We start from the raw sequence: 21,111 nt of genomic DNA, 5'->3' as shown, positions 1-21,111 counted from the left end.
GGCCCCCTTTTTGATTACGCTTAGAACTGGTAACTGTAGCTTAAGCCGAATTCTACGCCATCTTCCTGTATCAGTAGGTTTAACCCTTCCTGTTGAATTTGCTTGGACTGATCAAGCAGATTCTTGATACTAAATTTAATCCGGGTATTGAAGTCCGGATAGTAGGTATAGTTCATGTCCAATGAATGGTAAGTTTGCTCTTCAGCGTCTTCGTTCCCACGCGTACCAGGTACGATAATTCGCGGACCAAAGGCGTTGTAAACCAGGGTTGCAGAGTGCTCTCCGTTATCTGAGTCATAACCCACCTGCAGGTTGGCTACCCATTCAGAGTGACCCACCAGACGACGTTTATTGTTGGTCACAGTAATCGATGCAGAGGTTGCATTGAGGGCATCGAGCAACTGGGTTTCAAACAAACTGGTCACATCATCTTCCACCGCACCTAAGGTCACTTCAGAGTCTGAAATGGTCAGGTTACCGGTAATGAAGAAATTGCTTAAGTCACTGCTGATAATGCTCAGATCCTGCAGGAACTCTACCTCCAGACCGTACAACTGACCCGATTCACCGTTGGCGGTTAACAGGTTAGGTGCAGCGCCACCCACCGTGTTCAGCTCAATCAGTTCGATTGGCTTTTCAATGTCCTTGTAGAACACCGCGACCGACAAGTTGTTGCCTGCTTCACGATACCATTCCCAGCGGAAATCGATATTGTCCAGCTTGGAGCTTTGCAGCAATGGCGTACCACGCACCAGGAACTCGGTGAGCGGGTCGATGAAGAAGGTGACACTTACGTCACGCAGGTCCGGTCGAATGGTCGTCTGACTCATATTCAAACGGAACTGCATGTCGTTATCCATCATGTAGGTTAACGCCAGTGACGGGAAGAAGTCGTCTTCTTCAAAGAATAACTGTTCGATTTCTTCCGGGCTCACTGAAAACTGATTCGAGTGCGCCTCAAAAGGTACCGATACCTGACGGAAGTCTTCGTAGCGGACACCACCGCTCACCCGCCAGGTGTTATTAATAAACGCATCCATCATCAGATAGTAAGCGTCTATCTTAGTCCCTGCAGCAAATTCATCACCGTCAGCCATGCCCGACTCTAAAATATTCGCGCCGGTTGCGCTGCGGTAGAAATCATCATTGTTGATGTTTTCATCTGAGAAAATCTCATCAATGCGGTTACCAAACAGGTAATCGTTTGAGATCGCCCGGTGTGTCACATTAATTGGAATATTCTCAGCCTTACGCGCTTTTTCAAAAAAGTCCGCACCGGCTTTAATTTCCAGTTCCAGGCCTTCAGCCATAATCGGGTAGCCTACATTCCAACCCCAGGTTTCTACTACGTCGCGCAGGTCCTGGTAACCCCTGTTGACGCTGGTAGCGGCAATAGGCTGTAATTGCTGATCGACAAATGCACCATCAGCAAAATTTTGCTGATAAGTCACATCCAGACTACCTGGTGCAGAACGACGCGCCCGGCTGGTGCCCGCGTACCAGTCAAGGTACAGGAAGTTGAGTTCAGGGAAGTTATGCGTACCTTTAATCTGATTTGAGTTCATGCGGCGCTCTTCAAACAGCATGTCCACACGTTGCAACTCAGTTTCGCCAAATACCGTTTCATTAATATCGATAAATTCACGTACCCGCACCCGGTCGCTCATGTCATGCAGGATCAGGTTAGTCATATCGATACGATGATTGCTGTTAATTTCCCAACCAACGTTAAGCATGCCGCTCCAGCGTACCTGCTGTTCGGTATCTACGCCTTCAAAGAATTGTGCGAAACACTTGCCGTCTTTGGAGTAACGATCCGGCAGGTCAGAACAACCCACGGTACCCAGGTTATTGCCTTGGCTGCCTTGATTGATGTTCCATTCATTTTCGTAAGATACTGCCGACAGGAAACCAAATACACCGTAATCGGTATCGTAGTTATCCCCTAAGGTCATGCCCAGGTTGAAATCCGGATCGACGCTCTTTGGATCTGGGCCGATATCCCAGAACATCGAGCTCAGCATGGCTTTACGATCTTCCAGGCTTAAACGGTAACTGTTAGAGCCCTGAATACCGGCGTCAGACTGCGCCCGGTCGAGGCTGTCTGAAATTAGCGATGACAGTTCACGAGTGCCATCATCGCGGCCGGTCCAGTCGTCACCGCCGCCAGAATAGAAGAAACCATCATCAGAGTTATTGGTGTTGTACCCTAACCCGCCAGTTAAGCGGAAAATAAAGTCAGTCGGGATGGTTTTGGTACGAATGTTAACGTTACCACCACCGAAGTGCGAAGGCATATTCGGCGAAAACGATTTCTGCACATTCAAACTTTCGATAATGTCAGACGGGAATAAGTCTAACGGTACAACCGAGCGGGTTGGATCCGGACTCGGTACACCCATACCGTTCAGCTGGGTACTGGAATAACGTTCACCCAAACCGCGAACGTAGATGAACTTGCCGTCTACCAGGGTCAGGCCGGTTACCCGGCGCAGGGCGGAAGCGGCATCGCCGTCACCGGTACGTGAAATCTGTTCTGCGCCCATAATATCGGCGACAAACGCCTGATTCTGACGTTCCTGTAGTACCGCTGCTGCCGTACCTTTTAAACGTGTACCCGTCGCAACAACTTCTTCGATAGCCTGCGCTTCTTCCTGCTCACTCTGCTGCGCAATCACAGCACTGAAAGGATGTAATGAACTTGCACAGAGCGCAAAGGCAACCGATTTATAAAGCCGTGACTTCGACGGCATTGGACGGTCTGTTGAACTCATTATTTAAAACTCCACTGAAACTCAAATTTTTTGCTGGATTTTCAACAGGTCAGGCGCCATGCGGCGCCCTTCCTAATTTATGACTTTTCCTAAGCGCGGTGCAGATTAATCGAGACCGACAGTTACCCACCCTTGCGTCCAGTCATTGCTAGCGTCCATGGCACCAATAAAGTCAGTGTCTTCCAACAGGTCGTTGCCGGTAAAGGTTAACGAAGAATCTAACAGTACCGATCCAGCCGTTGGCATATAACCGTTATCAGCCAAACCTAACTGGTCAACGGTAGTCGTCACGTTGGTGTCGTTGGCCAGGAACCAGTCTTCAGCGAACTGGCTACCAAAGTTGCTACTCGCTTCACAGGCAACGATTGAGTCAGCAATTGACAGCTCACCGGCAGTGGCCAGCGCCTCAGACTCGGCACCGTTAATCCGCAAACAGTTGCTATAACCAGCTGGGCCTGTGATAACAAAACCGTGCAGTGATCCAGCCGTACCGGCACGCAGACGGACACCATTGGTTTGGGCTGCACCCACGATAGTCACGTTAGCAATCGTCGGGTTAGTCAAAGGCGTAGCCGATGCATCAAATTCACTGTTGTCTGATTCAAACGCGTTGTCGCCGCCAGTTGAATCCTGCTTAATCAGTACATACTGTGCAGTACCCGTCCAGCCGAATGACCAGTCGAAGGAATCATCACCGTTAGCCGTCAGTACCACGTGCTTCACACTTACCGTACCACCGAAGAACTCGATACCGTCGTCCAGATTCTGGTGAACGTGAATGTAGTCAACCGCAGTACCTGAACCCACACCAGCAAAGCTGATACCGTTCAATTCGTCACCGTTACCCAGGGTACGGCCCGCGTATTTCACCACTACGTACTGGATAGTGCCTGAATTATCTTCAGGCTGGTTACCACCGAACTGACCTGCATTACCTTCAGCCGCTACACCACAGTTAGCCAGTTCAGATTCAGTTGCGGCACCGTTTGTGTCACCGCAAGAGTTAGCCGGTGCATTACCCAGCAATACCAGACCACCCCATTGGCCAATGCCAGTCTCCTGACCCGTTACATCCTGAACCGAGGTCATAACGATTGGCGCATCAGCGGTACCCATGGCACGGATTTTCGAACCACGACGTACGACAAGGAAGTCTTCACCCTGTTGACCAATAAGAGTAGTGCCTGCATCAATATAAAGGGTTGCTGAATTCTGGTTATCGCCACCTACCGCAGTACGTCCAGTTAATACCCAGTGTGCATCGTTAGACAGTGCAACGTCAGTGTTGAACTCAACGTCCGCATCTAACTGATAAACCGGCTTATCGGTAATTTCCGGGAAGCTGGAAGATACGTCTGTCGCCAGTCCTTGTTCAAAAGCATTGCTAACCAGTGACTGATCCATGCCGTAAGCCCAGCCTTCAGTCCAGTCGTTTTCGCCGTCGAAGGCACCGATGTAATCGGTTGATGCAAACCAGTTGTCGTCTTCAACGTCTGCCACGTCGGCACCAGCGCCTAACAGAGCAGAACCTGCACCAGGCATACGGCCCATGGTGCCTAAGTTAAGGTCAGCAGAAGTCAGTATCTGGTTGTTGTTACCAGCGGTAAACCACGACTCAGCGAACGCATCACTGAAGTTGCTGGCCGCAGCACAAGCGACTACTGAGTTAGCGATTGACAGCTCACCGGCCGTGGCCAGTGCCTGAGACTCAACGCCATTCACACGCAGACAGTTGCTGTAACCTTCGGGACCAGTAATTGCGAAGTTATACAGCGCACCTGCAGTACCAGCACGTAAACGCACCCCGTTAGTCATTGCTGCGCCCTGGATAGTTACGTTAGCCACAGTAGGGTTAGTCAGCGGCGTTGCCGAGGCATCGAACTCGCTGTTATCAGATTCAAAGGCGTTATCACCACCTTCAGAGTCCTGACGGATATAAACGAATTGTGCTTTACCGGTCCAGCCAAATGACCAGTCGAAAGAATCATCACCGTTATCAGTCAGTACAACATAACGAACATTTACTGAACCGCCGAAGAATTCGATACCATCGTCGAGGTTCTGGTGAACCTGAATGTGATGAACGTTGGTTTGTGAGCCCACACCCGCAAAGCTGATACCGTTTAGCTCATCACCGTTCCCTAGGGTACGGCCTGCGTGCTTAACCACAACGTACTGGATAGTACCTGAATTATCTTCAGGCTGGTTACCACCGAACTGACCTGCGTTACCTTCAGCCGCTACACCGCAATTAGCCAGTTCATCATCCGTAGCGGCACCGCTAGTGTCGCCACAAGAGTTCGCCGGTGCGTTACCCAGTAATACCAGACCACCCCATTGGCCAATACCGGTTTCCTGACCTGTTACGTCCTGAACAGACGTCATGGTGATAGGAGAACCTGGCAGACCCAGCGCTTCAATTTTGGAACCACGGCGAACTACCAGGAAATCTTCACCCTGCTGACCGATAATAGTGGTGCCATTTTCGATATACAAAGTAGCTGAATCTTCGTTATCGCCTCCCACCGCGGTACGACCGGTTAATACCCAGTGCGCATCGTTAGTCAGGGTAACATCAGCCGTAAATACCACGTCTTCGTCGATTTGATAGACCGGCTTGTCAGTCAGTTCCGGGAAGTTGGCAGATACGTCCTGGGCTAAGCCTTGCTCAAAAGCGTTATCCACATCCGCAGGGAAACCACCGTTAACACCTGTAGTCCAGCCAGACATCCAGTTGGTTGCGCCATCAAAAGCACCTACGTAGTTAGCTGAATCAAAGCTGCTGTGCAGTGCAGTAGGATCAGAACCTGAAGTGAGCAGAACAGACCCCTGAGCCGGCGTATAACCGTCATCGCTCAGGCCAAGTTCGGCAGGTGTCATCACCTGGTTGCCAGACTGAGACGCAAACCACTCAGCGGTGGTCATGGTACCGATAGTGTCGCTACCAAAGTTGTTGTTGGCATCTTCGCAGGCAACAATTGAGTTGGTGATAGCCAGCTCACCGTCAGCAGCCAGTTCCTGAGACTCAGAACCGTTTACGCGCAGACAGTTTTGATAACCAGTTGGACCGGTCACTAGCACATTAGTCAGGAAGCCGGCAGTACCCGCCCGTAAGCGCACACCGTTGGTTTGCGCATCACCAACGATAGTGACGTTAGCAATGTTAGGTTGAGTTAATGGCGTGGCAGTGGCATCAAATTCGCTGTTGTCAGCTTCAATGGCGTTGTCGCCATTCTCGGTGTTTTGCTGGATATAAACGAACTGGGCAGAACCTGTCCAGCCAAAAGACCAGTCAAAGCTATCATCACCGTTATCAGTCAGAACAACGTGTTTAACGTTTACGGTACCACCAAAGAACTCAACACCATCGTCGAGGTTCTGGTGAACCTGAATGTAGTCAACTTCGGTACCTGAACCCACACCCGCAAAGCTGATGCCGTTCAATTCATCACCGTTACCTAAAGTACGGCCGGCGTGTTTAACTACAATGTAACGCAGTACACCCGAGTTATCAGTTGGATTGTTACCACCGAACTGACCCGCGTCACCTTCTGCAGAGACACCACAGTTATTCAGTTCGTCCTGGGTAGCGTTACCTTCTGTATCACCACAAGAGTTAGCAGGCGCTTTACCCAGCAGTACCAGACCACCCCATTGACCGATATCAGTTTCCTGACCGGTCACATCCTGTACAGAAGTAAAGATGATAGGCTCAGCAGCCGTACCTTCGGCCTTGATCTGTGAACCACGACGTACGACTAAGAAGTCTTCACCTTCTTCACCAAAAATAGTAGTACCCGCTTCAATGTTCAGAACGGTAGAGTTTTCATCATCGCCACCGACAGCAACACGACCGTCCAGCACCCAGTGTGCATTGGCAGTCAGCGTGGTTTCTTCGTTAAACTCAACGTTTTCAGTCAGGCGATAAACCGGTTTGTCGGTGATTTCAGGAAATTCTGAAGACACATCAGTGGCAAGCCCCTGGTCGAACGGATTTTCCGCACCAGTTGGTGTAGGCGTTGGGGTTGGTGTCGGGGTTGGCGTAGGTGTTGGTGCCGGATTCGTTACCACATCACCTTCATTGATATTAATATCCCCACCACAACCTGCCAGAATAAGTGCAGTTGCAATGGCTGACGCTCTGAATGTGTGCTTTATAGCCATTAAAATTCTCCAAAACCACTTTATGTCATTATTTCAATGGCTGAGAAGACTACCGGACTTGAATGACACTTTTGTTACACTATTTGACTGTAATAAAAGTTTCTTACTTTTCAGTAGATGATTGTTTTTCAAACACTAGCTCAAGGCAGTAAAACCGTCGACAGAGCCCCTTTAGCAGGCTTGGGAGCGGTTTTAGGGAGAATTATGACAGTGGTCAGAGCGCCTCTCTGAACCACTTGGTGATAACCACTTTCTCACCTTTTATGACAGGGTGGGCATGATGCAGGGTATTAGCATTAGGTCGCCCGTCCGGCAATAAATTGTTCCAGATCACCGCCGTGCCACTGTGTGGGGTAAATGACTTATCCAGTGTAACAAACTCTGTTTCGCCGCCCGCTTCCACTTCATTTAAATACACCATGCACGTCCAGGTACGCTGCCCCAGCAGACTGGCAAACTGGCGGTACTCACTGGTACCGGGTTCAAAATAATCCGTATGGGCTTTAAATTGCTGGCCAGGCGCATAATGCTGAGCCTGAATTGGCTCGTTGTTGCCTTTTGCAAAACCAAAATAATTAATAATATGCGCAGATACCTGATGGGCGATATCACTGTCGAGGCTGACTAAATCACAGGTGCTGGAGGTTCTGAACGCGGTATCTGCCTCAGTGTTCGCTGTGGTAATGGTGGATGGCCTGAGATGCTGTTTACTCAGCGCCACGATGTTTTCACAAGTAGACAACGCCAGAAAATTCCTCACCACATACAGCTGTGCCTGGCCTGATTCAACAACCTGAACGTTATCGGGCAACCCCTTTTCTATAAATTTCGGCTCAGGATAGCGCGCAGCGTATTGCCGGGCCAGCGTCTGATGCTGGACGGGTGGCATATTATTTCCCAGCAGTGCCATGATCTCAGCGTGGGCAAACCCCTCGCCAAGCAACGTGGTATAAATCTGCGTTACCGGGACAGTTCGTAATAGGTTAGTTAGTACCCACTGCTTCCACTGTGACTGCATCAGTGTGCCTCAGATTCACCGACAACCCGAAGCTGACGTTTTAACATGTCCTCGCGAATGGGAAAATAACCATCACGCTCCACCTGCTGCTGGCCGCGCGTGGACAACACATAACGCAAAAATTCCCGTTCCAGCTTGGGTAGTGGCTCGCCGGGTGCTTTGTTAACCACCAGATACAAAAAACGAGAAAACGGATAGGTTTCATTCTGCACGGTTTCACTGGTCAGCGGGATCAGCTTATCCGCAGAGTGTCCCAGTGGCAGGGCTTTTACCCCAGCGGTTTTATAACCGTAAGCCGCATAGCCCATGCCGCCCTTACTCGAAGCCACAGATAATACTACCGACGCAGAGCCAGGTTGCTCGTTAACCGATTTGGTAAAGTCGCCATCACACAGCGCCATTATTTTAAACAGGCCGTAGGTGCCTGATACCGAGTTTCGGCTGAATAGCCGGATGGGCGCCGAATCGCCATAATCACTGATCCCCAGTTGCGACCATTTGGTGATACGTTCCTCAGCGCCGCAATAGCGGGTGACGGAAAAGATTGCATCTACCTGCTGCAAGGTCAACCCTTCAAGCGGGTTACGGTGCTCAACAAAAATAGCAATCGCATCGATAGCCACCTTGATCACCGTTGGCGGGTAACCATGGGCCTGAATAAACGCACGCCGCTCACTGGGCTTTAAGTCCCGGCTCATGGGGCCAATAGTTGCGGTGCCCTCGGTTAGCGCCGGTGGAGCAGTAGAGGAGCCTGACGCCTGGATCTGAAAGGTCACATCGGGATAGAGCGTTTTAAACTCCTGGGACCACAGGGTCATTAAGTTAGCCAGGGTGTCTGATCCTACAGAAGTAATATTGCCTGCCACACCAGGCTTACGCTCGTAGCCAGTTTCACTGGCCGCAGCACTTGCGGTAACTCCGATAAGCAGTAACAGAAAAGCAAACTTGTGCATATTACTCCTGGCTGGCAATCATCTCGGCATCAAATTCAAAAAAGAATTCGCTGCCTTCTCCTAACCGACTGGTGATTTGAAGTTTTGAATTATGATGATTCAGCACGTGTTTTACAATGGATAAGCCCAGCCCCGAACCGCCGGTTTTTCGTGAGCGCGCTTTATCCACCCGATAAAAACGTTCTGTCAGGCGTGACAGGTGACGTTGCTCGATACCGTCGCCATTATCTTTTACAGCAAACCGCACGCCGGCTTTGGTAACCGACCAGTACACATCGATTTTGCCGCCCTCCGGCGTATAGTTGATGGCATTAAAAATCAGGTTGGAGCAGGCGCTGCGTAATTCGGTTTCAATACCGTAAATGCGCACCCCGGGCGTTAGGTGAAACGCAATGGTGTGATGCTTGTCTTTATTCAGGGCATCGGCTTCAATTTTCACCTGATTGAGCATCATCGCCATATCCACCGTATTTTCATACACGCGCTCTGAACTGGCTTCAATTCTCGATAGCACCAATAAGTCTTCAATCAGACTCTGCATTCGCTGGGTCTGGGTGCTCATCTCCAGATATGCCTTTTTCACAAACGGATTAAGCTGTTCATCGGCATCCGGCAGTATTTCCAGGTAACCATTAATGACCGTTAGCGGAGTGCGCAACTCATGAGAGACGTTGGCGACAAAGTCTTTGCGCATTTCCTCTAGCTGACTCAGGCGAGTGACATCCCGGGCAATCAGCAACAGGTGCTCTTCACCGTAAGGCATGATCCGGTACTCGAAAGATTTTAACGGGTTGAGCGGTGACGGTACTTCGATGGGAAAGTGGTATTTACCGGCATGAAAATACTCGATAAATTCAGGATGACGGATCAGATTATCCAGGCGCCGCCCGGCATCTGATGGCCAGCGCAATCCCAGTTCCAGCCGAGCCAGGCGGTTACACCAGATAATACAGGCTTTGGAGTCGACCACCACGGCAGCATCGGGCAAGGCTTCAGAACCTTCACGAAAGCGTTTAACCAGCGCGCCCAACTCCTTGCGCTTGTTGCGGTTGCGCCGCTGCAGGTAATAAATCCCTTCGTAGATATGTTCCCATAATCCACTGACCGACGGTGGCGACATTTTACGGCTGTGCCATAGCCAGCGGTTTAATTTAAATAACTGCCAGTAGTTAACCAGCAACAAGCCCGTAGCGCCCATGGCCACAGCCAGCAGCATGTCTTCCACATACCAGCCAATGATCGCAAAGAAGATAAGAAACAGGACAAGTCGCGCAACTGACTTTATCCACGAAAAGGGGTAATACATCCCGAATGTTCCTTCCTTGCGCGCTGACAATGGGGCAGACTATACCTACCCCAAAGATGAAATCAAATTAAAGCTTAGTCGAAAAACGGTAACCCGCGCCTCTGACAGTTTGGATCATGGCGTCGTGTCCCTGACCACCAATGGCTTTGCGTAAACGACGGATATGCACATCCACCGTGCGATCTTCAACGTAGACGTTGGTACCCCAAACATTGTCGAGCAGTTGTTCACGGCTATACACCCGCTCCGGATGAGTCATGAAAAAATGCAGTAGCTTGTACTCAGTAGGCCCCATATCCAGCGCTTCGTCATTGGCCATCACCCGATGAGAGATGGGCTCTAACTTAAGACCATTGAACTCAATGGGTTGCTCATTTGACGTTGGCGTAACGCGACGCATCACTGCTTTAATGCGAGCCACCAGCTCCTTGGGCGAAAACGGCTTGGTTATGTAATCGTCCGCACCAGCATCCAGACCTCGGATTTTATCGTCTTCTTCACCGCGAGCCGTCAGCATGATTACCGGGATATCTCGGGTAAACTCATGTTGCTTCAGGCTTTTGGCCAATTGAACGCCGCTACCACCGGGTAACATCCAGTCCAGTAAAATTAAATCAGGATAAGGTTCTACCAGCTTTTGTTGCGCGATATCGTAATCTTCTGCTTCGATAGTCTCGAATCCCGACTGTTCCAGCACAAACGATAGCATGTCGCGAATAGGCGCTTCATCCTCTACCAACAAGACTCTTCTTGACATAGATTTTTTCCAGCTCATTACAAAACGCCGCTATTATTATCAGGGTGTGTGACAATTTTATTAAACGATTACATTTATATGTCAAGTTTGTGACTACGATTATCGGATTTAATAGGATGATTGCGTAAATAAACATGCCCGGCATCTTACCAGAGCCAATAATGGTTAGCGAAATTATAAAGAAAATTTGAATATAGAGAAGCGTGACCTAGGGGCTGTTGACCTTTGGTGTTCATTTTTGCAGCGAATTGTCGTGTATTTATGCAAGGAAAGGCTTGAGAAGTGTAGCCATCTACACGAACGAGACTTGACGTAGCAGAAATGCGCGACAAACGCTGCCCAAGGGTTCGTCATGGGAACCTTTTACTCTTTGTCACCGTTCTTTGACTTAGTCCACTGGGCCTGCAGAACGATTCCTCGATTAAAAGGCTCCCATTTAGAACAAAATTCGTACACCAAAGGTCAACAGCCCCTGTATAAAGGTAATTAAGGTATTGCGCTAATCATCAAGAAGTCGAGCTAAGAACTTGTCTATTCAGTAATTAACACATATTCTTGATAGAGTTCAAAAACTCACCAGTATTATTAGATAGGTATCAGATGGCGTCGGTTCAGACAGGGTTGTCGAGAAAGCTACTTACACGCGTGTTGTCGGTGTACTTCTTTCTGACTTTCATTGTGACCGTTGGCCAGATCTTTACTGAATATCTCAGCACCAAAAGTCACATTGAATCTGAACTGCAAACCTTAAAGAATACCTTTTCGACCAGCCTTACGCGGGCCATTTGGGAAGTAAACATTCTCCAGGCGCAATCGATTGCCGAAGGGTTAATGGAACTGCCCATTGTTACCGGCGTACAAATTCGCGATGAGAATGGTGATTACATAGCCGACCTGGGCGTAACCATTGCGCAAATTCGAGCCCCCTTTACCAGTGGCGAACTGGAAGATCATGACGGAGGTCTGTTCAGTTACAGCTTTCCATTGATTTTTGAGTTCTCCAACCGCGCCTCCACTGTGGGCGATGTCACCCTGTATTCCAACTTCGATATTATTTTCGGCCGTATCGAAGTGGGGATTTTCTTTTTAATCGGCAACGCAATTGTTAAAACGGCGTTTCTGGTGTTTCTGTTTATGACTGCCTTCCGCCGCATGTTGTCAGATCCGTTGATGGAAGTAACGCAAAAAATGAGTGCGTTCAACCCGGAGCATCCGGAACGATCGAAAATTTATTTAACCCTCGACGATGAAAATGAACTGCGCTTATTACAATATTCCTACAACCAGGTAATTGATGACCTGATTGTCTCCCAGCAGCAACTCAAAAACACTCAGAGTGAGTTACAGCGGGTGAATAAAAAACTCGACGACCAGAACCTGTTGCTGGAACAGGAGGTGGCCAAGAAAACCGCTTCACTCAGTCAGATTATGCTGGATCTGGAGCGCCAGAAGGATGAACTGATTACTAATCAGCGGGAGCTTCGCCAGGAGAACGAAAACCGTCAGTACATCGAAAACGTGCTGCGGGATAAAAACAAAGAACTGGCCCAGTCCATGGAAAACCTCAAGCTGGCCCAGGATCAGCTACTTGAGTCTGAACGGATGGCCTCTCTTGGTGGCCTGGTAGCCGGTATTGCCCACGATGTGAATACCCCACTCGGCGTTGGAGTTACCGCCGCCAGCTTTCTCAATGAGCGCCTGACGGAAGTACGTAAGAATTATGAGGATAAATCCCTCACGAATAAAACCATGGCATCTTTTTTAGATGAGGCTGAACAAACCACCAATCTGCTACTGACTAACTTAAACCGGGCATCCGACCTTATCACCAGCTTTAAACAGGTGGCAGTAGACCAAACCAGTGAAGCAGAACGGGTATTTAACTTAAATAATTACCTGCATGAGATTTTGCAATCTCTCGGCCCGTCATTTAAACACACTCAGCACAAGGTAAATGTGAACTGCCCCGATGACCTGTACATTCGCTCAGCGCCGGGCATTATTGCCCAAATCGTCACCAATATGGTTATGAATTCCGTTATCCACGGCTTTGAAGACAAACCCAGTGGCCATATTGATATTGCCGTGCAGCAGGACGGTGAAGACGTCTTGCTCACCTACCAGGACGATGGCTGCGGTATCCCGGCCGATCACCTAGGCCACCTTTTTGATGCGTTCTTTACCACCAAACGCGGGCAGGGCGGCAGCGGCCTGGGAACCCACATTATGTATAACCTGGTTACCCAGGCACTTGACGGCAATATCGAAGCCAGCAGTGAACCAGGCCAGGGCCTGCGCTACGAGATTCGCTTCCCGGCCAGAACCTGATACGCACTTTCCGCAGACCGGCAATATCAACCACAATAGTTGCGCAGATACCAGCGCACTGCTAACCTTTCGGCCTTTTCAAAATGACAGATCTTCTTTATGTGGTTTAAGAATATAAAAGCCTACCGGCTCACCCAGCCATTGGCCCTCAATGATGATGAATTACAAACGGCGTTAAATGAGCTCGCCTTTCGCCCCTGTGGCAGCCAGGAAAGCGCAACAATGGGCTTTGTATCGCCGCTACACGACGCTGGCCAAAACACCTTGTTGTTCCACCAGACTCAACTGCGTTACTGGATCACGCTGAAGAAGCAGGAACGTTTGCTGCCTTCTTCGGTTGTCAATTCTGAGCTGGCCGACAAAGTGGCCCAGATTGAAGCAGAAACCGGCTCACCGGTGGGCAAAAAAGCCCAATCAGATCTGAAGCAGGAAATTATTACCCGCCTGTTACCTCAGGCCTTTGTGAAGAACTCTTATACCAACGGCTTTATCTCAATTGCTGATAACCTGGTAATTGTGGATGCCAGCGCCGATGGCAAAGCAGAAGCGTTTCTGGCCATGGTACGAAAAGCCCTGGGGTCACTGCCGGTAGTTCCACTGGTTCGCCACAGTCTGCAAAGTGAACTGACTCACTGGTTAACCGACAAGCCACCCGCCAAAATTGAATTACTCGAAGAAGCCGAGTTTAAATCCACGGATGAAGTAGGCAGCGTTATTCGCTGTAAAAACCAGCCGCTGGATAGCGAAGAAATTCAACTCCATCTGGATGCCGGCAAGCTAGTGCAAAAAGTCGCTTTCGATTTCGACGAAACTCTGGAAGCGATTATCCAGGAAGACGGTTCGGTAAAACGCATTAAATTTACTGACCGGATTAAAGAAGAAACCCAGGATATTCCCAAGGATCAGGTTGCAGCGCGTCTGGACGCGGAGTTCAGCCTGATGTCTGCCGAGATGTGTGCCTTTGTTAATTTCCTGAGCGAAGCGCTGGACCTCGATAAAGACAATTAATCAGCTTTGCCTGACCCTGCGCTGCAGCACTGGCTGCCAGCGGCGTTGGGTCAGGTTACGCCAGATACGCTCCATGGGCCCGCTGTTGAAGCGGTTAAGCCACCAGCGTGAGAGACTCAGTTGCACTGTCCATAGAGCTATAACAATTAACGTAAGAGAACTTCGCTGTAACTCACCAAATAAACCAAGCCCCCAGCCATAAAAAATGGCACAACAAAGCACCGTTTGCAGTAGGTAATTAGTTAGCGCCATCTGCCCTACCGGTGTTAAATAGTGCACCACCGCCCCTTGCCAGTTATTACCGGCCACTTTCACCAGCCACATCACCAGGCACAAATATCCCCAGGCTAAAACCAGTGCCCCCCAGTAATTGGGAAAACGATAGACGGTCATAAACTCTGGTATCACCACGCCATTTTGTTTGATTAGCGCAGCGCCGGCACCACATATCAAAGTGCCAATAAATATACACAGTAAACCATTTAACCGGTAAAACTTAAGCGACCGGTTCGTCGTCAGAATACCGAGCTTATAGAGCGCCATACCGACTAACATTAGGCCGCACATTCGAAACTCTACTGCGATCAGAGCATTAACATGAAAATCCAGTGTCGTGTCGACCCGCATCGCCGCTCTTTGCCACCAGTTCCCCTGATAGGCAGCTATTTCTTGCTGGAGTTGTGCCATTGATGGGCTGATACTCTGAATAATTTCCAGTTGTTCACTTTCAGACATGCCTCCCCAGGAGTAGTACACCAGCAATAACAGCAGCATCAGAATGCTTTGCAGAAACAAACCAAAGCCGAGTAATTTTTTCACCGACCAGTTTCTGCACCTGAATATCAGCAGTCCGCCGATAGCATAGGTCACCAGAATATCGCCCCACCACAAACTATAGGCATGCAACAGGCCAATCAGCAGTAGCCAGAACATACGACGATAGTGCACCTGCTTAGCGCTTATCGGGTCCGGCTGCCGCTGCGCCATCATGGCAATACCTGCACCGAATAAAGTGGCAAACAAAGCGTAAAATTTTTCTGCGAAAAACACTTCCGACAGGAACCATTGCCACTCGTTTACTGTACTTAAAGGTCCCAGCGCAAAAGGATTATCATAAAGCGCCCGGGGATACGCAAAAGCAATAATATTCATCATCAGAATGCCGAGCAAGGCTACGCCCCGTAACGCATCAAGACTTATAATGCGGGTGGCTGGTGGTATTTGTTGGCTCATTGCTTGTCTTCAAGCATTTTCGGTTTCTTTTTTGGTTCGATTAGGTGTTGTTGGCACTGGTGATAGTTACACAGTCTGCCGGCCCATAGCTGTTACCTGTGGCGACAGTATACATCAATCAGTCACTGTAAACCCTGCCCCTACGAATAGAAACGGCTTTTGTTAAGGGCTTGACCATGGCAATTAATGGCAGGCCGCCAATTGTGCGCTATAACGTACAATGTTATATTAACCCAGCGCGTACGTTATAACGCACAAACTGGAATTGATATGCAGGTGAATATGACCATGAAACACAATCACTCTCTTCAGCTTAGTCACGTAGCCGCTGGCTCAACTTCTGTTATTGTGGGTTACAGCAGCTCGGTAGTGATTGTCATGGAAGCGGCCAGACAGTCAGGTGCCAGCGAATCTCAGTTAATCAGCTGGTTACTGGTGCTTGGTCTGGCAATGGGCTTGAGCACCCTGTTTTTTTCCTGGCGCTTTAAAATGCCGGTGATCACCGCCTGGTCTACACCGGGCGCAGTATTTTTAATTTCTACCGCAGACGGTTTTTCTCTTGCCGAGTTAACCGGTGCATTTTTATTTGCCGGTATTCTGAGTCTGATTTCCGCACGCAGCCGACTGATGATGCGCGGCATTGAACGTATTCCCCCGGCGCTTTCTGCAGCCATGCTGGCGGGTATCTTACTGCCCTACTGTCTGGGTGTGTTTACCAGCGCTCAGGACTACCCGTTGCTAAGTATGCTGTTTGTACTGATTTATTTGCTTGGCAGTCGCTGGTTTCCCCGCTACCTGATGCTGGTGTTACTGGTGATTGCAGCACTGGCAGCGCTTATGCTAACGGATACCAGCGCCAAACCTATTCGGTTTTCCCTGCCTGCACTCGAGTGGGTTATGCCGGCTTTCAACGGCGCAGCGCTTATAAGTGTCGGCCTGCCGCTTTATCTGATTACCACCTTGTCGCAAAACCTGCCCGGCATCAGTATACAGCATAGCCATGGCTATAAGCCGGACAACCGGTTTGTATTAACAGGGATCGCGCTGGTGCAGTTATTCAGTGCCCCTTTTGGCGGTTTTATGATTAACCTGGCGGCAATTACCGCGGCTATTTGCATGGCCGACAATGTGGATGAAAACCCGGCTAAACGCTACCTGGCCGGTGTCGTGGCCGGGATTGGCTATTGTCTCGCCGGCCTGTTTGCCGTAACCATTACACTGGTTTTTATGCAGATGCCGCAGGTGGTAACCAGCCTGCTGGCGGGCATCGCGCTGTTATCCACCCTGCAGTCGAGCTTGTTGCGAAGTCTGCAGGATACGCCGTTTCGGCAAGGCGCTATTCTAACGTTGCTGTGCAGTGCATCAGGGTTAAGCCTGGCGGGGATTAGTGCACCCGTTTGGGGGTTACTAGCTGGAATGGTAACCCTGTGGTTGCATCCCCAATGGAAACAGCCGATGAAGCCATAAAAATATAAACGGGGCCGTTGAGCAGCCCCTGGAGGGATCAGGCAAAAATTTGTTTAGCGGCAGCCCGCATTTCGGCAAAGTCGTCAGATAGGAGTGAATTAACATCTTCCACCACACCACGCTGAATGGCCAGGTTAAGCACTGCATCTTTCTTACTGTCGATTTGGCCGGCTAATGCAGCGCCAACTCTTACAAAGTCGATATAGCCGAGCTTTTCAGGAATGTAAGCCAGATCATGCCAACGCTCAGCCACTACAACAAAGTCATCACCAAACTCCCAGCTACGCATAATGCTACCGCCCACTTTAGGGGCTAGTTTGTCAATGGCATCATCAAGGAAGCTTGGGCTGGCAAAGACCTCGGTGTGACGCTCCGCCTCGGTTAAAATAGGCAGTACGCCGATGCTGTGAATTAACGACATCAACGTCATAGTGTCGATGCTGAGATCGCGTTTTTTGGTCCGGGCAGTGTACATTTGCAATGCAGCCATGGCATTGGCTACCACATCAACTGTATTCGACCACTCTTTTTTCATGTATTCGCCAACCAGCTCGTTTTTCGAAACAAACAGTTGTTCCATTGCCAACGCCGTTGCAATATTTTTAATTTGTCTGAGGCCTATACGAGTTACCGCCTGGGAGATGGATGTCACTTTAACCGATCGCCCCATGTAGGCGCTGTTGGAAATTTTGATCATCCTCGCACTCAGCGATGGATCCTGGCCAATCACCTCCCCCATACTCTGTAAGTTAATATCCGGATCGTCAGCGGCTTTCCGTACTTTTAACGCCACAGCGGGTAACGTTGGCAGCACCAACGTATCGTTTTTAATCTTTTCAACCAGAATGGTGAGTAGCGCATTTTGTGTAGACATATTCCTACCTTTGTCGATGGTCAGTGTGATCTCGCATCCGTTGCGGTTAACAGTAACGGAGCGCGCTGTCTTTTATATTGTTGAAAATCAAAGTTTGTTGTTGTTGTATAACCATAACATAGTTCAAATTTCTGTCATGCGACCAGCCCGTATAAAGAAAAATGACTTTCTGGTTTTTTCGTACGGTCGACAAAAGAAATTTTGTTGCTTAATTGAGTATAGCATCTGCTTTACGGCTTGGTTATGCTAGAAAGAGTTTCTGTTTTTATCGCCCGGGCAGTCATTCAATAGTGCCCGCCGGAATAAAAGATAGCAGTAAAAACCCGTATCACGGATAAAAATGCTAAACAATAACAACAACTTTTAATAAACGACGGACGAATTTATATGCGCAAAGCACTGCAAAAAACGTTTGCCCTTACCGCCCTGGCCAGTTCACTTCTTTTCGCTGGCTGCTCCGAACCTCAGTCGCCACAATCCATTGTCGAGGATAGCGCTCCTAAATCGCTGGTTAATGACAGTCGCCTGGAAATTTATCACCAGGTTCCCCTAACGACTGATTTATCCCATTTGAATGATAATCAAAAACAAATGCTCAGCAAATTAATAGACGCCTCCCAAATTATGGACGATTTGTTCTGGAAACAGGCTTTTTTTGACGACAAAAAAGCGTTTCTGCAACAGTTTACCGATGAGAAACTCAGAGCTTTTGCAGCCATTAATTATGGTCCCTGGGACCGCCTAAACGGCGATGCTCCATTCCTGAGTGGCTACGGAGAAAAAGCCACCGGCGCTGAATTTTACCCTCACGACATGACCAAAACGGAGTTCGCGGCCGCCGAATTCGCCGACAAAGATGGCCTCTACTCTGTAGTCGAACGTACTGAAAGCGGGGATCTAACTGCTACGCCTTATTCCAAGAAGTATCAGGCAGAACTAACTAAAGCAGCGGATATACTTAATGAAGCATCTGAACTGGCTGACAACGAGACCTTCGCAGAGTACCTGAAACTGCGTGCCGCAGCGCTGCTCAGCGACGATTATTACGCCTCAGACATGGCCTGGATGGATATGAAGACTAATCCCATTGAACTGGTTATTGGTCCCATCGAAACCTATGAAGACCAACTCTATGGTTATCGCGCAGCATTCGAATCTTACGTGCTGATCAAAGACATGGCCTGGAGTGAGCGGTTAGCGAAATATGCTCAGTTCCTGCCTGAACTGCAACAAGGATTGCCGGTTGACGAGGCCTACAAGCAGGAAACACCAGGATCGGATGCAGACCTTAATGCTTATGATGTGATTTATTATGCCGGGCACTCTAATGCAGGTAGCAAAACTATTGCCATCAATCTGCCCAATGATGAGCGGGTTCAGCTTGCTAAAGGCACCCGCCGACTGCAACTGAAAAATGCGATGCGGGCCAAGTTTGATCATATTCTTAAACCCATTTCAGAAGTGCTTATTGCCCCTGAGCAACGCGACCACATTACGTTTAATGCGTTTTTCGCGAACACCATGTTTCACGAAGTAGCCCATGGCCTGGGGATTAAAAATACCATTACCGATAAAGGCACCGTTCGGGCTGCACTCAAAGAACACGCGTCGGCGCTGGAAGAAGGTAAAGCCGATATTCTTGGTCTTTACATGGTGCAAAGCCTGTTGGAGAAAGGTGAAATAACCGAGGGAACCCTGGAAGATTATTACGTTACCTTTATGGCGGGTATCTTCCGCTCAGTGCGCTTTGGTGCATCCAGCGCACACGGTAAAGCCAATATGATCCGGTTTAACTATTTTGCCACCATGGGCGCTTTTGATCGTAATAACGACGGCCTTTACAGCGTGAATATGGAAAAAATGTCGGAAGCGGTTTCTTCCTTATCTGAACTCATTCTCACCCTGCAAGGCAACGGCGATTACGATGGCGTAGCTGAGCTGGTTGCCGATAAAGGGATTATTAAACCTCAATTAGAAGCCGATTTAGCCCGTTTAAAAGCAGCCAGTATCCCGGTTGATATTGTGTTTGAACAGGGAAAAACACAACTCGGTTTATAAGAAAAAGCGCCAGGCACAAATAATCACCCCGGTAGTATTGAATCTACCGGGGTGATCTATCGCCTCGCACTCAGGCAGACAACGAACACAGTCTGCTCTTTAATATCTGGCCTGATCGTTCAGGCCCATTTCATCTGACAAGGAATCAATATATGAGTCAACTCTGTGCACTTTTATAGCTCGCTATGTCTGCCTATCAGATTTTTGTAGGCTGGCGGGTTATTAAAACCGGGCAACCCTTTCTTGTGTCGTCATCACTATTGTTGGTTTTCGTTCTGTTAGTCTATGCAGCGGCTGGATTATGGACATTCTCATTAATATCGCAAACCAAGCTTGAGGGAATAGCAGTTTATATGTTGCCGGCAATAAAAGTATTAATTGGTGCTTTTCTTGTGATTAAGTGCTGGCAGCAAAGACACATTTACTTCAGTATCGGAGCGCACCATCGTTTTACATACGCTTTGAAACATGCCTGAACCAGCAGCCATCTCAATTATCTCGAGCATCCTTATACCATTGAAGTACCGGCGATACAGGGAAGCATTGAATGTCAAAAGAGAGGGGTTAACGACACAGTTCAGCTCCACTTTAAGGGCGGCTTTGGCACTCGGGCTATCGACAAGGTTAAGCACCAAATTAACCATTACTATTCCACGCACAACGACGGGTTAATATCAAGCAAGCGCTTTGTTTTTCGATGCCAGGCGTAATAATGCTGACTGTAGCTTTGGAGATTCTTCTCTTTGGCCTGTGAGCGGGATGACACGGTGTTTTGTAGCCTCAAAAAGTAATCGTCATACCGGCCCACGAGCCGCTATCTTCTGATAAGGCTATTGGCTGACAAACAACCTGCTTTTTATGTAGTTCTGTTGTAGCGAATTACGGACTGACAAAAAGATCTGGGAAAGCGTAGGGTTCCCCTTTTTGTCTGTCAGTAAGCTGTTTCGCCACATAGAACTGAGCGAAGCTGTTATAGAGTGCTAAATTGGAGTGGCCTCACTGCCACCTGGGTGCTGTCGGCACCCCGACATAATGTGAAGAAATGAATAGCAGTCGAAGTGCCTTCACCTTGTGGATAATCAGAGAGTGGCACTTTTTAATTCCCAATATCGTTTAAGGCGATCCCGGATAGCACCCGTGGCGCTTCCAGGATAACGTCACGACAGGGCGT

General features: G+C 49.0%; 13 protein-coding genes. 4 read left to right on the top strand and 9 right to left on the bottom strand.

The genetic code is table 11. The features are described from left to right. Positions 1 to 20 precede the first annotated feature (20 nt). The 6 genes from AC2T0J_RS12355 to phoB all read right to left on the bottom strand — a co-directional run bounded on the left by AC2T0J_RS12355 (position 21) and on the right by phoB (position 10,972). On the bottom strand, positions 21 to 2,774 hold the full coding sequence (locus AC2T0J_RS12355; RefSeq protein ID WP_489806123.1) for a TonB-dependent receptor domain-containing protein: 2,754 nt from the start codon (positions 2,772 to 2,774) through the stop codon (positions 21 to 23). A 105-nt stretch (positions 2,775 to 2,879) separates the two neighbouring features. Continuing rightward, positions 2,880 to 6,938, bottom strand: a complete 4,059-nt coding sequence (locus AC2T0J_RS12350; protein WP_489806122.1) for a hypothetical protein — start codon at positions 6,936 to 6,938, stop codon at positions 2,880 to 2,882. A gap of 214 nt (positions 6,939 to 7,152) precedes the next feature. Next, complete coding sequence (locus AC2T0J_RS12345; RefSeq protein ID WP_489806121.1) at positions 7,153 to 7,956, bottom strand: prolyl hydroxylase family protein; 804 nt, start codon at positions 7,954 to 7,956, stop codon at positions 7,153 to 7,155. After that, complete coding sequence (locus AC2T0J_RS12340; RefSeq protein WP_489806120.1) at positions 7,956 to 8,909, bottom strand: PstS family phosphate ABC transporter substrate-binding protein; 954 nt, start codon at positions 8,907 to 8,909, stop codon at positions 7,956 to 7,958. Before AC2T0J_RS12340 ends, AC2T0J_RS12345 begins: the two co-directional genes overlap by 1 nt. 1 nt (position 8,910) lies before the next feature. Next, complete coding sequence (phoR, locus tag AC2T0J_RS12335) at positions 8,911 to 10,215, bottom strand: phosphate regulon sensor histidine kinase PhoR (protein WP_489806119.1); 1,305 nt, start codon at positions 10,213 to 10,215, stop codon at positions 8,911 to 8,913. A gap of 67 nt (positions 10,216 to 10,282) precedes the next feature. Next, positions 10,283 to 10,972, bottom strand: coding sequence for a phosphate regulon transcriptional regulator PhoB (gene phoB / locus AC2T0J_RS12330; protein ID WP_105932924.1), 690 nt, complete (start codon positions 10,970 to 10,972; stop codon positions 10,283 to 10,285). A 600-nt stretch (positions 10,973 to 11,572) separates the two neighbouring features. Here phoB and AC2T0J_RS12325 point away from each other — a divergent pair. Beyond that, on the top strand, positions 11,573 to 13,300 hold the full coding sequence (locus AC2T0J_RS12325) for a sensor histidine kinase (protein WP_489806118.1): 1,728 nt from the start codon (positions 11,573 to 11,575) through the stop codon (positions 13,298 to 13,300). A gap of 99 nt (positions 13,301 to 13,399) precedes the next feature. Then, on the top strand, positions 13,400 to 14,308 hold the full coding sequence (gene rdgC / locus AC2T0J_RS12320; protein ID WP_489806117.1) for a recombination-associated protein RdgC: 909 nt from the start codon (positions 13,400 to 13,402) through the stop codon (positions 14,306 to 14,308). On the opposite strand, the gene AC2T0J_RS12315 is transcribed toward rdgC, so the two are convergent. After that, positions 14,309 to 15,541 (bottom strand): DUF418 domain-containing protein, encoded by a 1,233-nt coding sequence (locus AC2T0J_RS12315; protein ID WP_489806116.1) that lies wholly within the window; start codon positions 15,539 to 15,541, stop codon positions 14,309 to 14,311. Between the two features lie 288 nt (positions 15,542 to 15,829). On the opposite strand from AC2T0J_RS12315, the gene AC2T0J_RS12310 reads away from it, so the two are divergent. Beyond that, on the top strand, positions 15,830 to 17,008 hold the full coding sequence (locus tag AC2T0J_RS12310; RefSeq protein ID WP_489806115.1) for a benzoate/H(+) symporter BenE family transporter: 1,179 nt from the start codon (positions 15,830 to 15,832) through the stop codon (positions 17,006 to 17,008). A gap of 37 nt (positions 17,009 to 17,045) precedes the next feature. Here AC2T0J_RS12310 and AC2T0J_RS12305 read toward each other — a convergent pair whose 3' ends face one another. After that, positions 17,046 to 17,882, bottom strand: a complete 837-nt coding sequence (locus AC2T0J_RS12305) for an HDOD domain-containing protein (protein WP_489806114.1) — start codon at positions 17,880 to 17,882, stop codon at positions 17,046 to 17,048. A 387-nt stretch (positions 17,883 to 18,269) separates the two neighbouring features. On the opposite strand from AC2T0J_RS12305, the gene AC2T0J_RS12300 reads away from it, so the two are divergent. Further along, the gene (locus AC2T0J_RS12300) at positions 18,270 to 19,940 is read left to right on the top strand and encodes a DUF8614 domain-containing protein (protein WP_489806113.1); all 1,671 of its coding nucleotides are present in this window, start codon (positions 18,270 to 18,272) and stop codon (positions 19,938 to 19,940) included. 374 nt (positions 19,941 to 20,314) lie between these two features. Here AC2T0J_RS12300 and AC2T0J_RS12295 read toward each other — a convergent pair whose 3' ends face one another. Next, entirely contained in the window at positions 20,315 to 20,584 is a 270-nt protein-coding gene (locus AC2T0J_RS12295; protein ID WP_489806112.1) for a hypothetical protein, read from the bottom strand. Positions 20,585 to 21,111: the final 527 nt, after the last annotated feature.

This window comes from Alteromonas sp. ISO5, from assembly GCF_058105165.1.
This window is presented reverse-complemented; position numbering and strand designations above follow the sequence as displayed.

What these genes read in the sequence shown, in the direction of transcription:
- AC2T0J_RS12355 (WP_489806123.1), bottom strand. Translation starts at nt 2,774, where the DNA reads ATGAGTTCAACAGACCGTCCAATGCCGTCGAAGTCACGGCTTTATAAA.
- AC2T0J_RS12350 (WP_489806122.1), bottom strand. Translation starts at nt 6,938, where the DNA reads ATGGCTATAAAGCACACATTCAGAGCGTCAGCCATTGCAACTGCACTT.
- AC2T0J_RS12345 (WP_489806121.1), bottom strand. Translation starts at nt 7,956, where the DNA reads ATGCAGTCACAGTGGAAGCAGTGGGTACTAACTAACCTATTACGAACT.
- AC2T0J_RS12340 (WP_489806120.1), bottom strand. Translation starts at nt 8,909, where the DNA reads ATGCACAAGTTTGCTTTTCTGTTACTGCTTATCGGAGTTACCGCAAGT.
- phoR (WP_489806119.1), bottom strand. Translation starts at nt 10,215, where the DNA reads ATGTATTACCCCTTTTCGTGGATAAAGTCAGTTGCGCGACTTGTCCTG.
- phoB (WP_105932924.1), bottom strand. Translation starts at nt 10,972, where the DNA reads ATGTCAAGAAGAGTCTTGTTGGTAGAGGATGAAGCGCCTATTCGCGAC.
- AC2T0J_RS12325 (WP_489806118.1), top strand. Translation starts at nt 11,573, where the DNA reads ATGGCGTCGGTTCAGACAGGGTTGTCGAGAAAGCTACTTACACGCGTG.
- rdgC (WP_489806117.1), top strand. Translation starts at nt 13,400, where the DNA reads ATGTGGTTTAAGAATATAAAAGCCTACCGGCTCACCCAGCCATTGGCC.
- AC2T0J_RS12315 (WP_489806116.1), bottom strand. Translation starts at nt 15,541, where the DNA reads ATGAGCCAACAAATACCACCAGCCACCCGCATTATAAGTCTTGATGCG.
- AC2T0J_RS12310 (WP_489806115.1), top strand. Translation starts at nt 15,830, where the DNA reads ATGAAACACAATCACTCTCTTCAGCTTAGTCACGTAGCCGCTGGCTCA.
- AC2T0J_RS12305 (WP_489806114.1), bottom strand. Translation starts at nt 17,882, where the DNA reads ATGTCTACACAAAATGCGCTACTCACCATTCTGGTTGAAAAGATTAAA.
- AC2T0J_RS12300 (WP_489806113.1), top strand. Translation starts at nt 18,270, where the DNA reads ATGCGCAAAGCACTGCAAAAAACGTTTGCCCTTACCGCCCTGGCCAGT.
- AC2T0J_RS12295 (WP_489806112.1), bottom strand. Translation starts at nt 20,584, where the DNA reads ATGGTTAATTTGGTGCTTAACCTTGTCGATAGCCCGAGTGCCAAAGCC.